The 16,853-nt window shown below is 62.8% G+C and carries 16 protein-coding genes; 5 read left to right on the top strand and 11 right to left on the bottom strand.

The annotated features are described in order from the left end of the window. Positions 1-17 precede the first annotated feature (17 nt). The 5 genes from BMZ79_RS12760 to BMZ79_RS12740 form a co-directional block, all read right to left on the bottom strand. On the bottom strand, positions 18-1,166 hold the full coding sequence (locus tag BMZ79_RS12760; RefSeq protein WP_177222128.1) for an ATP-binding protein: 1,149 nt from the start codon (positions 1,164-1,166) through the stop codon (positions 18-20). A gap of 79 nt (positions 1,167-1,245) precedes the next feature. Beyond that, positions 1,246-1,881, bottom strand: coding sequence for a TetR/AcrR family transcriptional regulator (locus BMZ79_RS12755; RefSeq protein WP_090640670.1), 636 nt, complete (start codon positions 1,879-1,881; stop codon positions 1,246-1,248). 123 nt (positions 1,882-2,004) lie between these two features. After that, positions 2,005-2,766, bottom strand: a complete 762-nt coding sequence (locus BMZ79_RS12750; protein ID WP_090640668.1) for a CAP domain-containing protein — start codon at positions 2,764-2,766, stop codon at positions 2,005-2,007. A gap of 133 nt (positions 2,767-2,899) precedes the next feature. Continuing rightward, entirely contained in the window at positions 2,900-3,982 is a 1,083-nt protein-coding gene (locus BMZ79_RS12745; protein ID WP_090640667.1) for an HNH endonuclease, read from the bottom strand. Beyond that, positions 3,979-4,857 (bottom strand): AraC family transcriptional regulator, encoded by an 879-nt coding sequence (locus BMZ79_RS12740; RefSeq protein WP_177222127.1) that lies wholly within the window; start codon positions 4,855-4,857, stop codon positions 3,979-3,981. The genes BMZ79_RS12745 and BMZ79_RS12740 overlap by 4 nt, the downstream gene beginning before the upstream one ends. A gap of 100 nt (positions 4,858-4,957) precedes the next feature. Between BMZ79_RS12740 and BMZ79_RS12735 the strand changes: the two genes are divergently transcribed. Both BMZ79_RS12735 and BMZ79_RS34690 read left to right on the top strand, forming a co-directional pair. Next, the gene (locus BMZ79_RS12735) at positions 4,958-6,988 is read left to right on the top strand and encodes a beta-galactosidase (protein WP_090640664.1); all 2,031 of its coding nucleotides are present in this window, start codon (positions 4,958-4,960) and stop codon (positions 6,986-6,988) included. A 76-nt stretch (positions 6,989-7,064) separates the two neighbouring features. Then, entirely contained in the window at positions 7,065-7,961 is an 897-nt protein-coding gene (locus BMZ79_RS34690; RefSeq protein ID WP_256252708.1) for a CAP domain-containing protein, read from the top strand. A 103-nt stretch (positions 7,962-8,064) separates the two neighbouring features. Here the strand turns inward: BMZ79_RS34690 and BMZ79_RS12725 are convergent, their stop codons facing one another. Then, positions 8,065-8,949 carry an AraC family transcriptional regulator gene (locus BMZ79_RS12725; protein ID WP_256252707.1) on the bottom strand — a complete coding sequence of 295 codons (885 nt, stop codon included), beginning with the start codon at positions 8,947-8,949 and terminating at the stop codon, positions 8,065-8,067. 180 nt (positions 8,950-9,129) lie between these two features. Between BMZ79_RS12725 and BMZ79_RS12720 the strand changes: the two genes are divergently transcribed. Further along, positions 9,130-9,963: a phytanoyl-CoA dioxygenase family protein gene (locus BMZ79_RS12720; protein WP_090640662.1), complete on the top strand. Its 834-nt coding sequence runs from the start codon at positions 9,130-9,132 to the stop codon at positions 9,961-9,963. 122 nt (positions 9,964-10,085) lie between these two features. Here the strand turns inward: BMZ79_RS12720 and BMZ79_RS12715 are convergent, their stop codons facing one another. Both BMZ79_RS12715 and BMZ79_RS12710 read right to left on the bottom strand, forming a co-directional pair. Next, positions 10,086-11,105, bottom strand: a complete 1,020-nt coding sequence (locus tag BMZ79_RS12715; protein ID WP_090640661.1) for a Gfo/Idh/MocA family protein — start codon at positions 11,103-11,105, stop codon at positions 10,086-10,088. Positions 11,106-11,195: 90 nt separating this feature from the next. Continuing rightward, positions 11,196-11,972 (bottom strand): sugar phosphate isomerase/epimerase family protein, encoded by a 777-nt coding sequence (locus BMZ79_RS12710; RefSeq protein ID WP_090640998.1) that lies wholly within the window; start codon positions 11,970-11,972, stop codon positions 11,196-11,198. Positions 11,973-12,120: 148 nt separating this feature from the next. Between BMZ79_RS12710 and BMZ79_RS12705 the strand changes: the two genes are divergently transcribed. Continuing rightward, the gene (locus BMZ79_RS12705) at positions 12,121-12,921 is read left to right on the top strand and encodes a helix-turn-helix domain-containing protein (RefSeq protein ID WP_090640659.1); all 801 of its coding nucleotides are present in this window, start codon (positions 12,121-12,123) and stop codon (positions 12,919-12,921) included. A 42-nt stretch (positions 12,922-12,963) separates the two neighbouring features. On the opposite strand, the gene BMZ79_RS12700 is transcribed toward BMZ79_RS12705, so the two are convergent. Beyond that, complete coding sequence (locus BMZ79_RS12700) at positions 12,964-13,527, bottom strand: MOSC domain-containing protein (RefSeq protein ID WP_090640658.1); 564 nt, start codon at positions 13,525-13,527, stop codon at positions 12,964-12,966. 107 nt (positions 13,528-13,634) lie between these two features. Here BMZ79_RS12700 and map point away from each other — a divergent pair, with 107 nt between their 5' ends. After that, positions 13,635-14,381 (top strand): type I methionyl aminopeptidase, encoded by a 747-nt coding sequence (map, locus tag BMZ79_RS12695; RefSeq protein ID WP_090640656.1) that lies wholly within the window; start codon positions 13,635-13,637, stop codon positions 14,379-14,381. A 73-nt stretch (positions 14,382-14,454) separates the two neighbouring features. Here the strand turns inward: map and pyrB are convergent, their stop codons facing one another. Together pyrB and BMZ79_RS12685 are read right to left on the bottom strand one after the other, a co-directional pair. Beyond that, positions 14,455-15,393, bottom strand: coding sequence for an aspartate carbamoyltransferase (gene pyrB / locus BMZ79_RS12690; RefSeq protein ID WP_256252706.1), 939 nt, complete (start codon positions 15,391-15,393; stop codon positions 14,455-14,457). 76 nt (positions 15,394-15,469) lie between these two features. After that, positions 15,470-16,825, bottom strand: coding sequence for a TrkH family potassium uptake protein (locus BMZ79_RS12685; protein ID WP_090640654.1), 1,356 nt, complete (start codon positions 16,823-16,825; stop codon positions 15,470-15,472). Positions 16,826-16,853: the final 28 nt, after the last annotated feature.

Genomic DNA, 16,853 nt, shown 5'->3' with positions numbered 1-16,853 from the left:
CGGGCCGGCGCATCGTTTCACTCGTTTTTGGGCAAGGAAATCGTCACCGTCGTGCCTTTGCCGTGGGCGCTGGCGATGTCGATCTTGCCGCGGTGGCCTTCGATGATGCGGTAACAGATCATGAGGCCGAGCCCCGTTCCGCCGTCCTTCGTCGTGAAAAACGGGCCGCCGAGCAGGGGCAGCTGCTCTTCCGGAATGCCGACGCCCTGGTCCTCGATCGACACCGCGATGTCCCCGCTCCCGGCCGACTTCAGCCGGATGGCGACGGTTCCGCCCTGCGGCATCGCCTCGATCGCGTTCTTGAGCACGTTGACGAACACCTGCTTGAGCTGATTCTCCTCGCAGAGGAGCTCCGCCGCTTCGGCGTCGTAGTTGGCGGACAGCTGCACGTTGTTCATGATCGCCTGCGTCTCGAGCAGCGTCAGCACGCTCTGGATCGTCTTGATCAGGTCGTGCCGGCGGAACTGGTTCGCCTGCGGCTTGGCGAGCGCCATGAATTCCTGCACGATGGCATTGATCCGGTCCAGCTCCACGAGCATGATGTCGAAATAATCGTGGTAGCTGTTGATCCTCGTTTTGAGAAATTTGGAAAATCCGATCAGAGACGTAAGCGGGTTGCGAATCTCGTGCGCGATGCCGGCCGCCATCTGGCCGACGACCGACAGCTTCTCGGATTGGATGAGCGCCTCCTCTTCCCGCTTCCGGTCGCGGATATCGCGGAAGACGCTCTGCACGACCGTCCCTTTGCCGGGATAGTCGCGGATGCGGGTGCTCGAGACTTCGACGTCGATGATCTCGCCCGCGGCGCTCACCAGCTTCGACTCCTCGAACTCGTTGGGCTCGTCCGTGCCCAGAATCGCCTTCAGGCGGTGCCTCGCCTTCTCGCGGACGTCCGGATGGAGGTAATGGCTCACGAACGGCCTCGCCAGCAGCTCCGCTTCCGTCACGCCGAGCAGGCGCAGTCCGGCTTGGTTGGTGAAGATGACCGTATCGCCGTCATGCACGAAGATCGGCTCCGGCAAATATTTGATGAGCCGGCGGTAGCTCATGGAATCGGGATGAAGATCGTTCGCCACCGGTTCCTTGCGCCCGATCGTCCGGAGCGTAAGCGTTCGTTTTAACTTCGAAGCAAGCACGCGATTGCAGTAAACGGCTTTGCGCCTCATGGTCCGATCCATCCCCCGAAACGAGTCTCTTAGGCTTAATTCGCTTCGGATTCGCCAAACCCTGCGACATTAAAAACAATTAATGTTGCGCCATGCCCTTCGTCAGGACGACGATGCCTTCGCCGAAGATCGGCAGGATGCGGTCGAGCAGGATGGCCGTCGGCTCCGTATGGCCGGCATACGTGCTGACGAAGCCCTGGATATAGTAGAACAGCACCCGGGCCCGGTTCGTCGCGGCCTCGCCGCTCTCGCCGCCTTCCGCCTCGGCGGGAGGGACGACCCGATTCAGCGAATCGCGCATCGTCGCGAACAAGCGGTTGCGGATGACGTTGATTTCGAGCGCCGGCGCGGGATCGTCGACCCGCACGGAACCGGACATGAACAGAACCGTATGCAGGCTGCCGCTGCTCAGGCAGAAGACGACGTACCGGCCGCACACCGCCATTAGGCATTCCAGTGGCGACGCGTCCGCCTTCTCCAATTCCTCGCGGAAGCCGCGCTCGAGCTCCAGCAGCGACGGAATGGCGATATGCTGCAGCAGCTCCTCCTTGTTCTTGAAATACAAATAAATCGCCGTATGCGAGCACCCCGCCCGCTTCGCGATTTCGCGCATCGTCACGTGCTCGTAGCCCTGCTCGGCGAACAGCTCGGCCGCGGATTGGCGGATCGCCGCCTTCATGTCTTCGGTCATTTGCTTTCTTCGCGTCGTCGTCATCGTTTGCGACAAGCCCCCTTTTATTTGCTAACCATTGGTTATATCATATACGGCGCCCCTCGAAATGTAAAGAAAGGCGGCCCCGGAAGGGCCGCCTTTGGCGTAAAGCGCGGTTATAAGCGTTTAGTTCGTGAATTCCTGTACCCATTCGCCGTTGTAGTACGCCACGCCGATTTTGCCGTAGTGGCTGCCCAGGATGTTCGCCTTATGGCCGGCGCTGTTCATCCAAGCCGTCATGACTTCCTGCGGCGTGCGCTGGCCCTTGGCGATGTTCTCGCCGGCGTAAGAATAGTTCACGCCATAGGCACGCATCATATCGAATGGCGAGCCGTAAGTCGGGGAGTTATGGTCGAAATAGTTCTTGGCGTACATGTCTTTCGCTTTGTCCATGGCGACCTTCGACAGCAGCGCGTCGGATTTCAGCGCGGGCAGACCCGCGTTCGCGCGCTCCTTGTTCACGAGGGTCACGACTTGCGAAGCGAATTGGCTCTTGTCCGTCGTGCTCGCGCCCGTGCTTGGGTTCGTGCCCGTCCCTGCGTTGGAGCCAGTGCCCGCGTTCGAGCCCGCGCCCGTATTCGAGCCCGTGTTCGTTCCCGCGCCCGTACCCGTGCTCGGGTACCATCCGCCGGATGTAGGCACCTTCACGATAATGCCCGGCCAAATCACGTTCGGGTTGGCGATGGACGGATTCGCGCCGATGAGCGCGTTCAGGTCGATGCCGTATTGTTGGGCGATTTGATAAAGCGTGTCGTTGCTCGTCACTTTATACGTTACGGAAGCGTTCGGAGCCGCTGCCTCCGCTTTGTTCAGCGCTGCGCCCCCAAGCGCGATCAGTCCTGCCGCGAGAACGCTTGCGACGCCTACGCGAAACGGTTGCATGTTCATGAAATGATCCTCCTCATGTGCTAAAGTGTTGCCGGCCTTCCGACGCCACCCATGGTAACACGGGAGTAATCTCATGATAACCCCATAAAATTTTCCAGCACGACCTTAATCAAGGCGGGAATCGGCACGGGGATCAGGACTGCAAATAGTAATGCGGCAGCGCTTCGTCGTCCACGTAATCGAGGCTGTCCGCCTTCTTCAGGTTGCATTCCGCGCAGGCGCAGACGCAGTTGGCCGGCGTGGACAAGCCGCCCTTGGACTTCGGCAGCACATGGTCGATCGTGTCTCCGTAATTGCCGCAATACCGGCAGACGTAATCGTCCCGCTGCAGCACGAGAATCCGAAAATCGGCCTTCGTGTACAGCTTGTGGATGAGGCCGGGATGAATGATGCCCGCCGCGCCTTCCTCCACCATCCGGACGGCCATTTCCGTCGGGATTTCCGTCGACCAACGCTTGCCCGTCTCGCGGCGGCCGCGCAGCCGGATCATGCCGCGGCCGCGGTCGTTCAAGAGGGACGTCTTGAACGAGAAATTGCCCTTTACGGGATGGATGACCCGGTTCGGCGGCCGCCGGCCTCCGCCGGACGCCGCCTCGGCATCCCGCCCGGCCTGCCGCTTCGCCGCCTTCCCGCGGCGGCGCTTGCGCTTCCGCTTGCGCAGCGGCGCTTGCTCGGCCGCCGCGTCGCCGGTCCCCGCCGCCGGCGCTTCCGCCGCCGGGGAGCCGCCGTCCTCGGCCGCCGGCCCAGGAGCGGCCGGCGCCTCCGCGCGCGCTGCCGCCGCGGGCTCCGCCGCTTCGGCGGCCTCGCGCGCCGCGTCCGGGCGGCGCAGCTCGGCGGGCTTCTTCCTTCTGCGGCGCCGCTTCCGCTTCGGCTTCGCGGGCGTCTCGCCCTCGAAGGCGCCGCCCTCGGAGGCGGCGATCTCCGCCGCGGCGCCTTCCGCCGCCGCGGCCGGTTCGCCCGCGATCGCCGCCGTCCGCGGCCGTTGCCGCGCCGGGGCCGTCGTCTCCGCGGCCGCGGACGTCATCGCCGTCGGCCCCTCCGCTCCGGCCGGAAGCGTCACGTCGCGCTTGCGCTTGCGCAGGCACGCCCGGCAGGTGCCGCGCCTTCCCGCGCCTCCCGACCGCTTCGTATAAGCGGACAGCGGCTTTTCCGTGCCGCAGACCGCGCATGCTTTCAATTCCGTCATCTTCGTTTCCGCTCCGTTCGTCTCGTTCATATCATAAGCCCGTGCAGCTTGCGAAACTGCTCCGGCGTCATGCCTTCCGCTTTGCCGAATGCCGCGATGAAATGGCTGGAATCCCGGTATCCCGACAGCTGGGCGATTTCCTTGATGGAGAGCTTGTTATCGCCGAAGCTCATCATTTCTTTAGACTTCATGATGCGAAGTCGAATCAGGTACGCGTACGCCGTAATGCCGAACGCTTGCCGGAAGAGGGAGTTCAGGTACCGGGGGCTGATGTCGAGCTGCGTCGCCATGTCGGGCAGCCCGATCTCGGGGTCGCCGTACTGCTCGTCGAGCCAGTGCAGCAGCGGGTCCAGCTTCTCCAGATGCTGATGGACGGACGAGCGCCCGCCCTTCTGGCCGTAAATTTTCACCATCGTCAGGAACCGGTACAGCGCCGCCGAGGCGTTCAGTCCCGTCCGGTCCTCGTCCTTCTGCACCAATTCGATCATCTGCACGAGCTGCGACGTGATCGGCGCGTCCTGGTTCCAATGAAGCCATTCCGTATGCCGGATGCCGAGCGCCGCCAGCATGGAGCCGGCCAATTCGCCGCCGAACGTCACGTACAGGGTGGACCACTTCCTGCCGCCCTTGGCGGCGTAGGCGTGCGGCACCCCGGGAAAGAGCAGCGAGCCGTTGCCCGGCGGCAGCGCGTAGCGGCGGCCGTTCAGCAAGAACTCCCCTTCGCCCTCCAGCGTCTGCAGCCAATGAAAATTGGGATAGCCTTTCGTCCGGTCGACCGATTCCTGATCCGGATTGTAGCCGATGCTGTCCATATATAACGGCAAATCGAATTCGCCGAGGGTAAACATGTAACGGTTCCGATGGGCATTCGCCTGCAAGATGCGATGTTCATCCAGCTGTTCCATATTATCATATCCTGCCAATCGTATTTTATATATCCTTACGGACAAGCATACCATAAAATGGACTTATTATCACTATTCACAGCAAAGGGGAGCTTAAAACATGGACACGACGCATCTGCCCAAAATGTTATATGGCGGCGACTACAACCCGGAGCAGTGGGATCCTTCGGTCTGGCCGGAGGATATGCGCATGCTGGAGCTTGCCGGCATGAACGTCGCCACCGTCAACGTGTTCTCGTGGGCGATGATTCAGCCGGCTGAAGATACGTACGATTTCGCGACGCTCGACCGCATCATGGACATGCTGGCGGCCAACGGCCTTCACGCCTGCCTGGCCACGGGCACGGGCGCCCATCCGGCCTGGATGGCCCGCCGCCATCCGGACGTGCTGCGCACGGACTTCGAAGGCCGCAAGCGCAAATTCGGCGGCCGGCACAATTCCTGCCCGAACAGCCCTTCCTACCGCATGTACGCCGAACGCCTGGCGGACAAGCTGGCGGACCGCTACAAGGACCATCCCGCGCTGCTGCTGTGGCATATCTCCAACGAATACGGCGGCGACTGCTATTGCGACAACTGCGCCGCGGCGTTCCGCGTCTGGCTGCAAAAGAAATACGGCACGCTCGAGAAGCTCAACGAGCAGTGGAACACCCGCTTCTGGAGCCATACGTTCTATGACTGGGACGAGATCGTCCCGCCGAACGCGCTGTCCGAGCAATGGGCCGAGACGCGCACGAACTTCCAAGGCATCTCGCTCGATTACGCCCGCTTCAATTCCGACGGCATGCTCGACTGCTATAAGCTGGAGCGCGACGCGGTCCGCCGGCATACGCCGGACGTCCCGGTCACGACCAACCTCATGGGCACGTACAAGCCGCTCGACTACTTCAAATGGGCGAAGGAAATGGACATCGTGTCCTGGGACAATTATCCCGGCATGGATACGCCGGTCAGCTTCACGTCCATGACGCACGACCTGATGCGCGGCCTGAAGGGCGGCCAGCCGTTCCTGCTCATGGAGCAGACGCCGAGCCAGCAGAACTGGCAGGCCTACAACACGCTGAAGCGCCCCGGCGTCATGCGGCTGTGGAGCTACCAGGCCGTGGCGCACGGCTCCGACAGCGTGATGTTCTTCCAGCTTCGCCGCTCTGCCGGCGCCTGCGAGAAATACCACGGTGCCTTGATCGAGCACGTCGGCCACGAGCATACCCGCGTCTTCCGCGAATGCGCGGAGCTCGGGCGGGAGCTGGACCGGTTCGGCGCGAAGCTGCTCGGCACGCGGCTTCCGAGCCGCATCGCGATCCTGTACGACTGGGAGAACCGGTGGGCGATCGAGCTGTCGAGCGGACCGTCCGTCGACCTGAAGTACGTCAATGAAATCCAGCGGTACTACGACGCGCTGTACGAGCTCGGGCATCAGGTCGACCTGATTTCCTTCGAGGACGAGCTGACGGGGTACGACCTCGTGCTGGCGCCGGTCATGTACATGGTCAAGCCGGGCATGGCCGAGCGGCTGGAGCGGTTCGTCGCGAACGGCGGCACGTTCCTGACCACGTTCTTCAGCGGCATCGTGAACGAGAACGACCTCGTCGCGCTCGGCGGGTACCCGGGCGAGCTGCGCAAGCTGCTCGGCATCTGGGCGGAAGAGATCGACGCGCTGTTCCCGGGCCGTACGAACGCGATCGTCATGAAGGAAGCGCACGGCGCGCTGGAAGGCGCTTATTCCTGTTCCCTGCTCTGCGACCTGATCCATGCCGAAGGCGCGGACGTGCTGGCGGAATACGGCGAGGATTTCTACCGCGGCATGCCGGTGCTGACGCGCAACCGGTTCGGCGAAGGGGAAGCGTGGTACGTCGCCTCCGCCCCCGACGCCGCCTTCCTGCAGGGCCTGCTGGGGGAATTGTGCCGCGCGAAGGGCATCCGGCCGCTTCCGGGCAAGGCGCCCGGCGTGGAAGTGACGCGCCGCGAACGCGAAGGCAAGTCGTACCTGTTCGTGCTGAACCATAACGAGCACGACGCGACCGTCCGCCTGGACGGCCTGTCCGGCACCGATTTGATCACGGGCCGGGCCGTCTCCGGCGACGTCCGGCTGGCGGGACGCGACGTCCTGATCGTGGAGCATTTTGCTTGAACTCCCTCGCCTCCGAGTCGCATAGCCCTTTTTGCCGCTGAACATATTAGTGGTTAGAAAGGAGCTTGATACTCAGATGAAAAGATTTTTCGGAACGCTGCTGGGCATCGTGTTGGCTTTCGGGGTAGGGGCACTCATCTATAACTCCGTCAGGGGCACGACGCCGAACGGAACGTATCACTCGGCAAGCAAAGAAGCGCAACGCATTCGCACGAACTCCGTCGACCGTCTGCCGATGTACGCGCGGACCGACAGACCGAACAACGTCAACGCGTACGACAACGACCGTACCTTGCGCGCCAAAGGCGTGGACGTCAATCCGTTGAACGATTGGCTGCGCCAGCTGGTACCGGGCGCGGGCAACAATTACAACGGCACGACCGGCAATGCGGGCAACGCGGGCGCCGGTAACGCCGGCAACGGGTATTACAACGGCAATACGGGCAATGCCGGTTATCCGGGCAACGCCGGGAACTATCGGAACCCGAACGCCGGCACGGGTACCGGCACAGGCACGGGTACGGGTACCGGCACGGGTGCCGGCGCTGGTACAGGCACGGCAGCCGGCGGAAGCGCAGGTACGGTCGATTCCGGCATCGCGAACCAAATCCTTCAGCAAGTGAACGCGGAGCGTTCCAAAGCCGGCGTTCAGCCGCTGACGCTCAGCGCCGAACTGAACAAAGTCGCGCAAGCCAAGTCGGTCGACATGCGGGACAAAGGCTATTTCGACCATCAATCGCCGACGTACGGCAGTCCGTTCGATATGATGAAATCGTTCGGCGTCAGCTATTCGTACGCGGGCGAGAACATCGCGGCCGGCCAGCAAGGCGTCCAAGCCGTCATGACCGCTTGGATGAACAGCCCGGGCCACCGCCAAAACATTCTCAGCCCCAACTACACCCAGCTTGGCGTCGGTTATGCCAAGGGCGGCAGCATGAACCCGTACTGGACGCAGGAATTCATCCGTCCGTAAACGGGCAGATCAAGCACGGCATTCTTCCGCAAGCGGAAGGCGCCGTGCTTTTTTCGTCCGCCCGTTCGTGCTGGTCCGCCTTCGCCCGCCCGTTCCCGAACGTTCACGTCGGCCCGCCGCCACTCCGGTAGGCGCCGGGCGCCATCCCTTCTTCCTTCTTGAAGGTCTTGGCGAAATGGTGGACGTCGGCGAACCCGCAATAAGCCGCGATGTCCTCCAAGGAATGCGCCGTATGGCGAAGCAGCTCCCGGGCGTACTGAATGCGCAGCCGCAGCAAATACCGGTGCGGGGCGACGCCGAACTGCGCCTTGAACTTCGCGCTGAAGCGGGACGGCGACAAATTCGCGCGCGCCGCCATCTCCTGCACGGACAGCGGCTCCGACAAGCGGAACGACATGAACGACGTGACCCAGCTGAGCGGCTGCGGCGCGGCGCGCTCCGCTTCCTTCAGCCCTTCCGTGTGATCGTCGAGGATCGCGAGCAGCAGCTCGGACGCGAGCGTCTGGACGCGAAGCTGCGCGAGCGGGCTGCGGTTCTGCCAATTCTCGACCACCTCGAGGAACCGGTCGCGCAGCTGCACCGGCTGCTTCGGCCGAAGCTTGACGGGGATATGGACGCCCTGCAGGTCGTTTAGCCGCGGCTGCAGCAGATGCCGGTACGGCGCCAGATCGACCTGGCCGGGCCGCGTCGGATAACGCGTCTCGCGAAAGTCGTCATAGAACCAGTCGAGGTGGGCGAACGGCGTGATCGAATTCGTTTTTCCCTCGAGCACCGTCAAGCTCCCCGGTTGAATCAGACAAAACTCCCCGGCCCGGAACTCATAAGGCTCGCCGTCGACGTGAAAGAGGCATTCGCCTTCCTGAATGTAGACCAGCAAGTAATCGAGCAGCCGGCGGGCCGCCACGGTCCACGGGGTGCGGACGGCATAATCGCCCTCGCGGACGTACGGCACGACCGGATGGCGAACCAACAATTCGGACAGAAACAAGCGCTTTCATCCTTTCCCGCGCGACGCGTTCTCCTTCGAATCCATTATAGACGACGCAGTCGTTTTTGACAAAAGAGTCAGCGGTTTGGTACAAAGATTCCCCGCGCGCCTCGCTCTATAATGGAGTCATTCCAACCTGCATCCGTCCGGATGTTCCCCAAAAGGAGACGTTAGAACGACATGGCCATCCGAACCGACTACGCGCAGCTTCCTTCGCTGCAATCCGATTATCCGCTGTCGCCGGAGCAGATCGCTTCGTACCAGCGGAAGGGCCACATCAAGCTGGCGCACGTCGCGACGCCAGACGAAATCGCGGCGTACGAGCCCATTATCTCCGGCGTCGTCCGCGAGCGCGATTACCACACGAAGCCCGTCTCGGAGCGGGACACGTACGGCAAAGCCTTCATCCAGATCGGCAACCTGTGGCAGCTGAACGAAGGCGCCAAACGGTTCGTCATGGCAAGGCGCTTCGCCAAAATCGCCGCCGAGCTGATGGGCGTCGACGGCGTCCGCGTCTATCACGACCAAGCGCTGTTCAAGGAGCCGGGCGGCGGGCATACGCCTTGGCATCAGGACCAAGTGTACTGGCCGCTCGACACGCCGCACACGATCACGCTCTGGATGCCGCTCGTGCCGGTGTCCGAAGAGGTCGGCTCCATGACGTTCGTCGACGAATCGCAGAAGCTCGGCTACATGAGCCGCCAAGCGATCTCCGACGAGTCCCACAAGACGCTGGGCTCGTTCATCGCGGGCAAGCAGCTGCCGACGACGACTTACGGCGCCCTCGCCGCCGGGGACGCGACGTTCCATGCCGGCTGGACGCTGCATTCCGCCCCGGGCAACCCGTCCGAGACGATGCGCGAAGTCATGACGATCATCTACGTCGCGGACGGCGTCCGCATCGCCGAGCCGGACAGCAGCGCGCGGCAAAACGACCTGCGGGCCTGGTTCCCGGGCCTCGCGCCGGGCGACCTGGCCGCGTCCGAGCTCAATCCGCTCGTGTACAAAGCTTGATTCGCCCCTACCGAAAAGCCCGGCTTCGACCAATGGTCGAAGCCGGGCTTTTTATTACGGCCGGCGCGAGCGTGCGCCGGACCGTATGCGGTCCCGCATCGCAGCGCCGCGCGCCGATTTATTTACAAGCTGATGACTTTGCCCGTCGCCTGCGATTCGAACGCCGCAAGGATGACGGCCAGCGACTTGCGTCCTTCTTCGCCGGAAATGCTCGGCGGCGTATTCGTCACGAGGCATTCCACGAACGCGTCGATGACGCCGCTCGTCTGCTGCTTCTCGTTCGTGCTGATCGCGCCGACGTTATGCCGTTCGACGGAGCCGTTGCGCAGCTCGACGATGATCTGGTCGTGCGGATCCGTGCCGATCTTCATGACGCCGTTCTCGCACCAGAGCACCGTGCTGTTGTCTTCGCCCTTGTAATACGTCCAGCTGGCGACGAGCGTGCCGATCGCGCCGCTCTTCATCCGCAGCAGGCACGTGGCGTTATCGTCGATGTCCGTGTCCTTCTTGTCCAGCGTGCCGATGAAGCCCGTGACCTGCGCCACTTCGTCGCCCAGCAGATAGCGGATGAGGTCGGACTTGTGCACGCCGAGGTCGCCCATGGCGCCCATGATCGCTTCGTCCCGGCGGAAGAACCAGCTGCCCTTGCCGTCGACGCTCCAGCCTTCCGGACCGGGGTGGCCGAAGGAGGTGCGGAACGTCAGCACGCGGCCGAGCACGCCGCTGTCCAGAATCGCCTTCGCCTTCACGTGCGGCGGCATCAGGCGCTGGTTATGGCCGACCATCAGGTATACGCCGTTCTTGCTCGCCGCTTCGATCATCGTCGCCGCTTCCTCGTCCGTGGACGCCATCGGCTTCTCGACGAGCACGTGCGCGCCCGCGTTCGCGGCCGCGATCGCTACCTGCGCGTGCAGGTAGTTCGGCGTGCAGACGCTGACCGCGTCCGGCTTGATCTCCTTCAGCATTTCTTCGTACGAGGCAAATGCCTTGGCGCCGAACTCGTCGGCGAGCTTGTTCGCCCGCTCCAGCACGGGATCGACGAACGCGACGAGCGTGACGTTCGGGTTGACGGCGTATTCCGGAATATGGCGGCGCTGCGCGATCGCGCCGCAGCCGACGACGGCTACGCGAATGGTTGTCATGATAGCTTGCTCCTTCTCCCTAATGAATCGTTAATAGCGATATGACGCAGGTCCAACCACGGTTGAACGCGCGCACCGATCTCCGTTGCGTTACGCCTTGTGACCGTTCGCCTTGAGCCAGTCCATGCTCGTCTGCACGGATTCCAGCGGCGGGTTCGCGCACGTATCCTGCTCGACGACGATCCATTCCACGTCCGCTTTCGCCGCTGCGGCGATGATGTCGTTCAGGGCCAGATCGCCGCGGCCGAGCTCGACCGTGTCGATTTGTTTGCCCGGCTCGCCCTTGCGGAAATCCTTCAAGTGCAGCAGCGGCAGGCGGCCGGCGTATTTCGCGATGTACGCGAGCGGATCCTGGTTCGAATATTGCACCCAGCCGATATCCATCTCGACCTTCAGCAGATCGGCCGGCAGCTTCGTGTACATGGCGTCGAAGACGAATTCGCCGTCGATTTTGAGCGCGAATTCGAAATCGTGGTTATGGTAGGCGAACTGCAGCCCTTCCTGCTTCAGACGCTCGCCGATGCCGGCGAACTTGTCGATCAGCGCGCGCCAGAACGATTCGCCTTGGGCGACGTTGTCCGGCGAAATCCACGGGCAGACGGCGTATGTCGCGCCGATCGTTTTCAGGTAGGCGATTTCTTCCTCCAGCTTGTTCTCGAGGTTCGCGAGGCCCACGTGGCTGCCGAACGGCACCAGGTTCAGCTCTTGAAGCAGGTCGCGCATTTCTTCGGCCGGAACGTCGCCGTAGCCGGCGAATTCCACGCCCTCGTAGCCCATGGCCGCCACTTTGCGGAGCGTGCCTTTCATGTCCTTCGCCGTTTCGTCGCGAAGCGTGTACAGCTGCAATCCGATTTTCATCTTCGTTATCGTCCTTTCCTTCCGCGTCCCGGCGCGAGCGCCGTTCACGCGTGGTTGGTTTACCGATCTGACACCCATTATAGTGGATTACGAGCGTTAATAAGATGTATTATATAACCATGACATGTCCAATATTGCTACAAAGTGAGGTTGTCCCGTGTACGCCGAAATCATGAGCTGCGGCTATTCCTACCACACGCAGCCGTTCCAGATGACCAATCCCGAGGGGCTGCGCGCCTACCTCTTCCGGCTGCAGACCGAGGGCGCCTGCGAGGCGCTCGTCGACGGACGGATGCAGCGCATCGTAGCTGGCGACCTGCTGATGTTCAAGCCGGGCGATTCCTACAGCCTGAACGTGTCCGCGCAGCCGCAGGACGAGTCGTCCGGCGCTGGCCCCGGCGTCTCGAGCGGCGATTATTTCGTCATCTGCCGGGGCGAGTGGCTCGATCACTGGTGGAGCCGCAAGGAGCGGCTGCAGCGGGTCAAAGTCGTCCCGGACGAGCGGTGGCTGTCGCTCTGGCAGGCGCTGATCCTGGAGAAGCGCCGCTTCGAGAACGGCGATTCGGAGCTCGCCGATTACTTGCTCCGCGCGCTCTGCCTCGGTCTCGACCGCGCCGCGGACACGCAGTCCGAGCTTCAGGGCAAGTCGTTCATCGCGACGCGGATGAAAAATTTCATCGACGAACAAGCCGCGCTCTCCTTCACCGTCGCGGACGTCGCCGCCCACGTCGGCCTCAGCGTGTCGCGGACCGTTCACCTGTTCAAGGAATGCTTCGGCTTGACCATCATACAGTATACCCAAAACGTTCGCTTATCCATGGCGATCGAGCGGATCAAATACAGCAGCATGACGCTCGAGCAGGTCGCGGAGACGTGCGGCTTCGGCAGCTATTCGTACTTCTACCGCGTCTTCCGGCAGAAGCACGGCGTCTCGCCGGCGGCCTACCGCGAGCGGTAGCCGGCCCGCGTTCCGCCTCAACCTGGTCCCGCTCGGCTCCGGTTACTGCAGCGTCCCGTCGTTCACCCAGATCCGGACCGCATCGCCGGGCCGGACGACGCCGCTCCGCTCCACGAAGCAGACGATGCCCCGCTTCCGGTACGCCGCCTTCACGAAGCGAGAGGCGACCTTCGGATGATCCGGGTAATTCGCCTGCACGAGCTCCCCGGGCCCCCGGCACGGGAAGTTCTCCCCTTGTCCGTTCAGGCCCGCGCCGCTCTCGAAGATCATCCGCGAGCCGAGCGGAAGCGCCGTCAGGTCCGGCAGACCCGACAGCAGCAGATTCGCGCCCAGCCACTCCGGCTTCACCTGCGGAATGCCCAGCGCCTCGGCGATGGCCGCGCATTCCTCCGCGGAGACGATCGTCAGCTGCCGCCGGTTGAAAATCTCCGTCCCCCCCGGATATTCCGGCTGCCGGACGTCGGCTTTCGCCGTCATGCCGAAGTGCCGGTCCCCGCGTATGCCGCCGAAATCCAGTTCCGCCTCCGCCAGCCTTCTCGTCTCGAAGCTCTTCGCGCCGTGGTCCGCCATCAGGACGGCTTCCACTCTCGCCACCACCGGTTTCATATCCCGCACCGACTCCTTTGCCGTAAGTTCTGCGTCCGTCCGCGGACGGCCCGTTTCTTTACCTTGACCGTATTTTTCTCTATAATAAGCGATTAAAGAGGTGTAGCATGATCATTCTAAAAACAAAAGACGAAATCGAACACATGCGCAAGGCGGGCGAAATCCTTGCTGCCTGCCACCGCGAAATCCGGACGATGGTCAAACCCGGCGTCACGACGCAGGAAATCGACCAGTTCGTCGAGAAGTTTCTGAAGCAGCACGGCGCCACGCCGGAGCAAAAGGGCTATAAAGGCTACGCGTTCGCGACCTGCGCGTCCGTCAACGACGTCATCTGCCACGGCTTCCCGTCCGCGGCGCCGCTCAAGGACGGCGACATCGTCACGATCGACATGGTCGTCAACCTGAACGGCTGGCTGGCGGATTCCGCCTGGTCCTATCCCGTCGGCAGCGTCTCCGAGCAAGCGGCGAAGCTGCTGGAAGTGACCGAAGCCTCGATGTACAAAGGCATCGAGCAGGCGGTCGTCGGCAACCGCATGGGCGACGTGTCGAACGCGATCCAGCAATACGCCGAAGCGCAAGGCTTCTCCGTCGTCCGCGACTTCATCGGCCACGGCATCGGGCAAGACATGCACGAAGAGCCGCAGGTGCCGCATTACGGCCCGCCGGGACGCGGCATTCGCCTGAAAGCCGGCATGGTCATGACAATCGAGCCGATGCTGAACACCGGCGCCTGGCAGAGCAAGATCGATGCCGACGGCTGGACGGCGCGCACGATCGACGGCGGCCTCTCGGCCCAATACGAGCACACGATCGCGATCACCGAAGACGGCCCGATCATTCTGACGAAGCAATAACCGCATAGCATGAGAAGAGCCTTCCCGCCGCCGGCGGGAAGGCTCTTTCCCTTGTACGCGTCCTGCCCTGGGGTTACCGCCCGCCGCCGAAGCAGCGCTCGATAAGCGCCATCCGGATATACAAACCGTTCTGGGCCTGGCGGAAATACGCCGCCCGCGGATCGGCGTCGACGTCCGGATGGATTTCGCCGGCGCGCGGCAAGGGATGCAGGATAAGCGCGCTGCGCTTCATGGCATCGACGAGGGCGCGGTCGATAATGAACTTCCCTTCCGCCTTGCCGTACTCCTCGAGCGACGGGAACCGCTCCTTCTGGATGCGCGTCTGGTAGAACACGTCCGCGACGCCCGCGAGGCTCTCCAGATCGGCCGTTTCCGCGTACGCGACGCCTTTCTCGTCCAAATACCGCTTCACGTACGACGGGATGCGCACGTTGTCCGGCGAAACGAAGGTAATGCGCGCGTCCCGATAATTGGCCAGCAGGTAGCTGAGCGAATGCACGGTCCGGCCGTAGGTCAAATCGCCGATCATCGCGATCTGCGCGCCGTCGATGCCGCCGAGTTCCTTCTGGATCGTGTACAGATCGAGCAGCGCCTGGGTCGGATGCTCCCCGGAGCCGTCGCCCGCGTTGATGACCGGCACGTCCGATACCGCCGCCGCCCGCTTGGCCGCCCCGATTTCGGTATGCCGCAGGACGATGAGGTCGCTGTAGCCCGAGATGATCCGGATCGTGTCCTCGAGCGTCTCCCCTTTGATCGTCGAGGAAAATTGGCTCGCGTTCTCCGTTCCGATGACCCGGCCGCCGAGCCGGTGCATCGCCGACTCGAAGGAAAACCGCGTCCGCGTGCTCGCTTCGAAAAACAGCGTGCTCATGATTTTGTTCGGGTAGCGCTGCTCGCCGCCTTCATCGGCCACCCGCTCCATTTCCGCCGCCGCCGCGAACAGCTCGTCCAGAAACGCCCGGTCGAACTGCTTGGCTCCCAGCACATGGTACAGCTCCGTCATCTGGTCCATTCCCTTCCTGCCTGAAGTCGCTTCACTCCTTCTGATTATAAAGGAGCGCCGCGTCGGAGACAAACCGCCCGGCGTTCTAGCCGATGATCAGCTTCTCTTCCGGATATTTGATGCCGGTCTGCTTCTTCCGCGCCTGGAACAGCGAGATGAACAGGAACATGCCGATGCGGCCGAAATACATGAGCAGCATGAGCGTCACCTTGGCGAGCGGATGCAGCGAGGCGGTGATGCCCGTCGACATGCCGCAGGTTCCGAAGGCGGAGGCGACCTCGAAGATGACCGCCGAGAGGTCGTACTTATGCTGCTCGGAGATGAGCAGCGCGAAGATGCCCGCCGTCACGAGCAGCAGCGACAGCATGAAGAAGACGAAGCTCTTCGTCACGTCCTCGCGGTTGAACGAACGGCCGAACGCCCGCGGCGTTTGTTCGCCCCGGAAGAACATGACGATGGTGACGAAGATGACGGCGATCGTGGTCGTTCGCACGCCCCCGCCGACGCTCGACGGGCTCGCGCCGATGAACATCAGGCCGGAGACCAGCAGGAGCGTAGCCTGGTGCAGCGTCGACACGTCGACGGTCGTCAGCCCGGCGCTGCGCGCGGTGACCGAGAGGAACAACGCGTTCATGACCTGCCGCCCGGGGGACAGCCCCGAGAACGAATGGCCCGTTTCCGTCAGCAGGATGACGAACGCGCCCCCGAACAGCAGCACGGCATGCGTGACGAGCGTCAGCTTCGTGAACAGGGAGAAGCGGAACCGCTTCCCTTTCGGTCTCCGCAAGTAATGCCAGAGCTCCGCCATCACCGGGAAGCCGATCGCCCCGGAGAAGATCAGGGCCATCGACAGCACCTGGATGTAGAAGCTGCCGGAATAACGGATCAGCGAGTCGCCGAACAGGTCGAAACCGGCGTTCGTATAGGAGGAGACGGCATGGAACAAGCCGTAATACAAGGCGTGGGCGACGCTGTGCGAATAACCGCTCGCATAGAAATAGACGGCGAACAGCGCCGTGCCGATCAGCTCGATCGAAAGCGAGATGAGCAGCACGAGCCGCATCAGCTCGACAAGGCCCGCCAAATTGTTGCGGTTCTGGTCGATCATGATCAGCTTGCGCTGCAGCAGGCCGATATGCTGGCCCATGAGCATCCAATAGAAGGCGCCGAGCGTCATGATCCCGATCGCGCCGAACTGGAAGGCGACGAGCAGCACCGCGATGCCGAAGCCGCTGAACGTATCTCCGGTCCCGACCGTCGTCAATCCCGTGACGCTGATCGCGCTGACCGACGTAAACATGGCGTCGAGCGGCGAGATCGAGACGCCCGCCTTCAAGCTGATCGGCAGCATGAGCAGCAAGCCAACGAGGATGACGACCACGAAATACGCCGCCGAGATGAGCTGCGCCGGCGAAAGCACGGTCAATAGTTTTTTAAGCATGAGTGCGGCATCCTTTCCGCCGGGTTGT

This window comes from Paenibacillus sp. UNC496MF, from assembly GCF_900113915.1.
GTDB lineage: Bacteria > Bacillota > Bacilli > Paenibacillales > Paenibacillaceae > Paenibacillus_Z > Paenibacillus_Z artemisiicola.
This window is presented reverse-complemented; position numbering and strand designations above follow the sequence as displayed.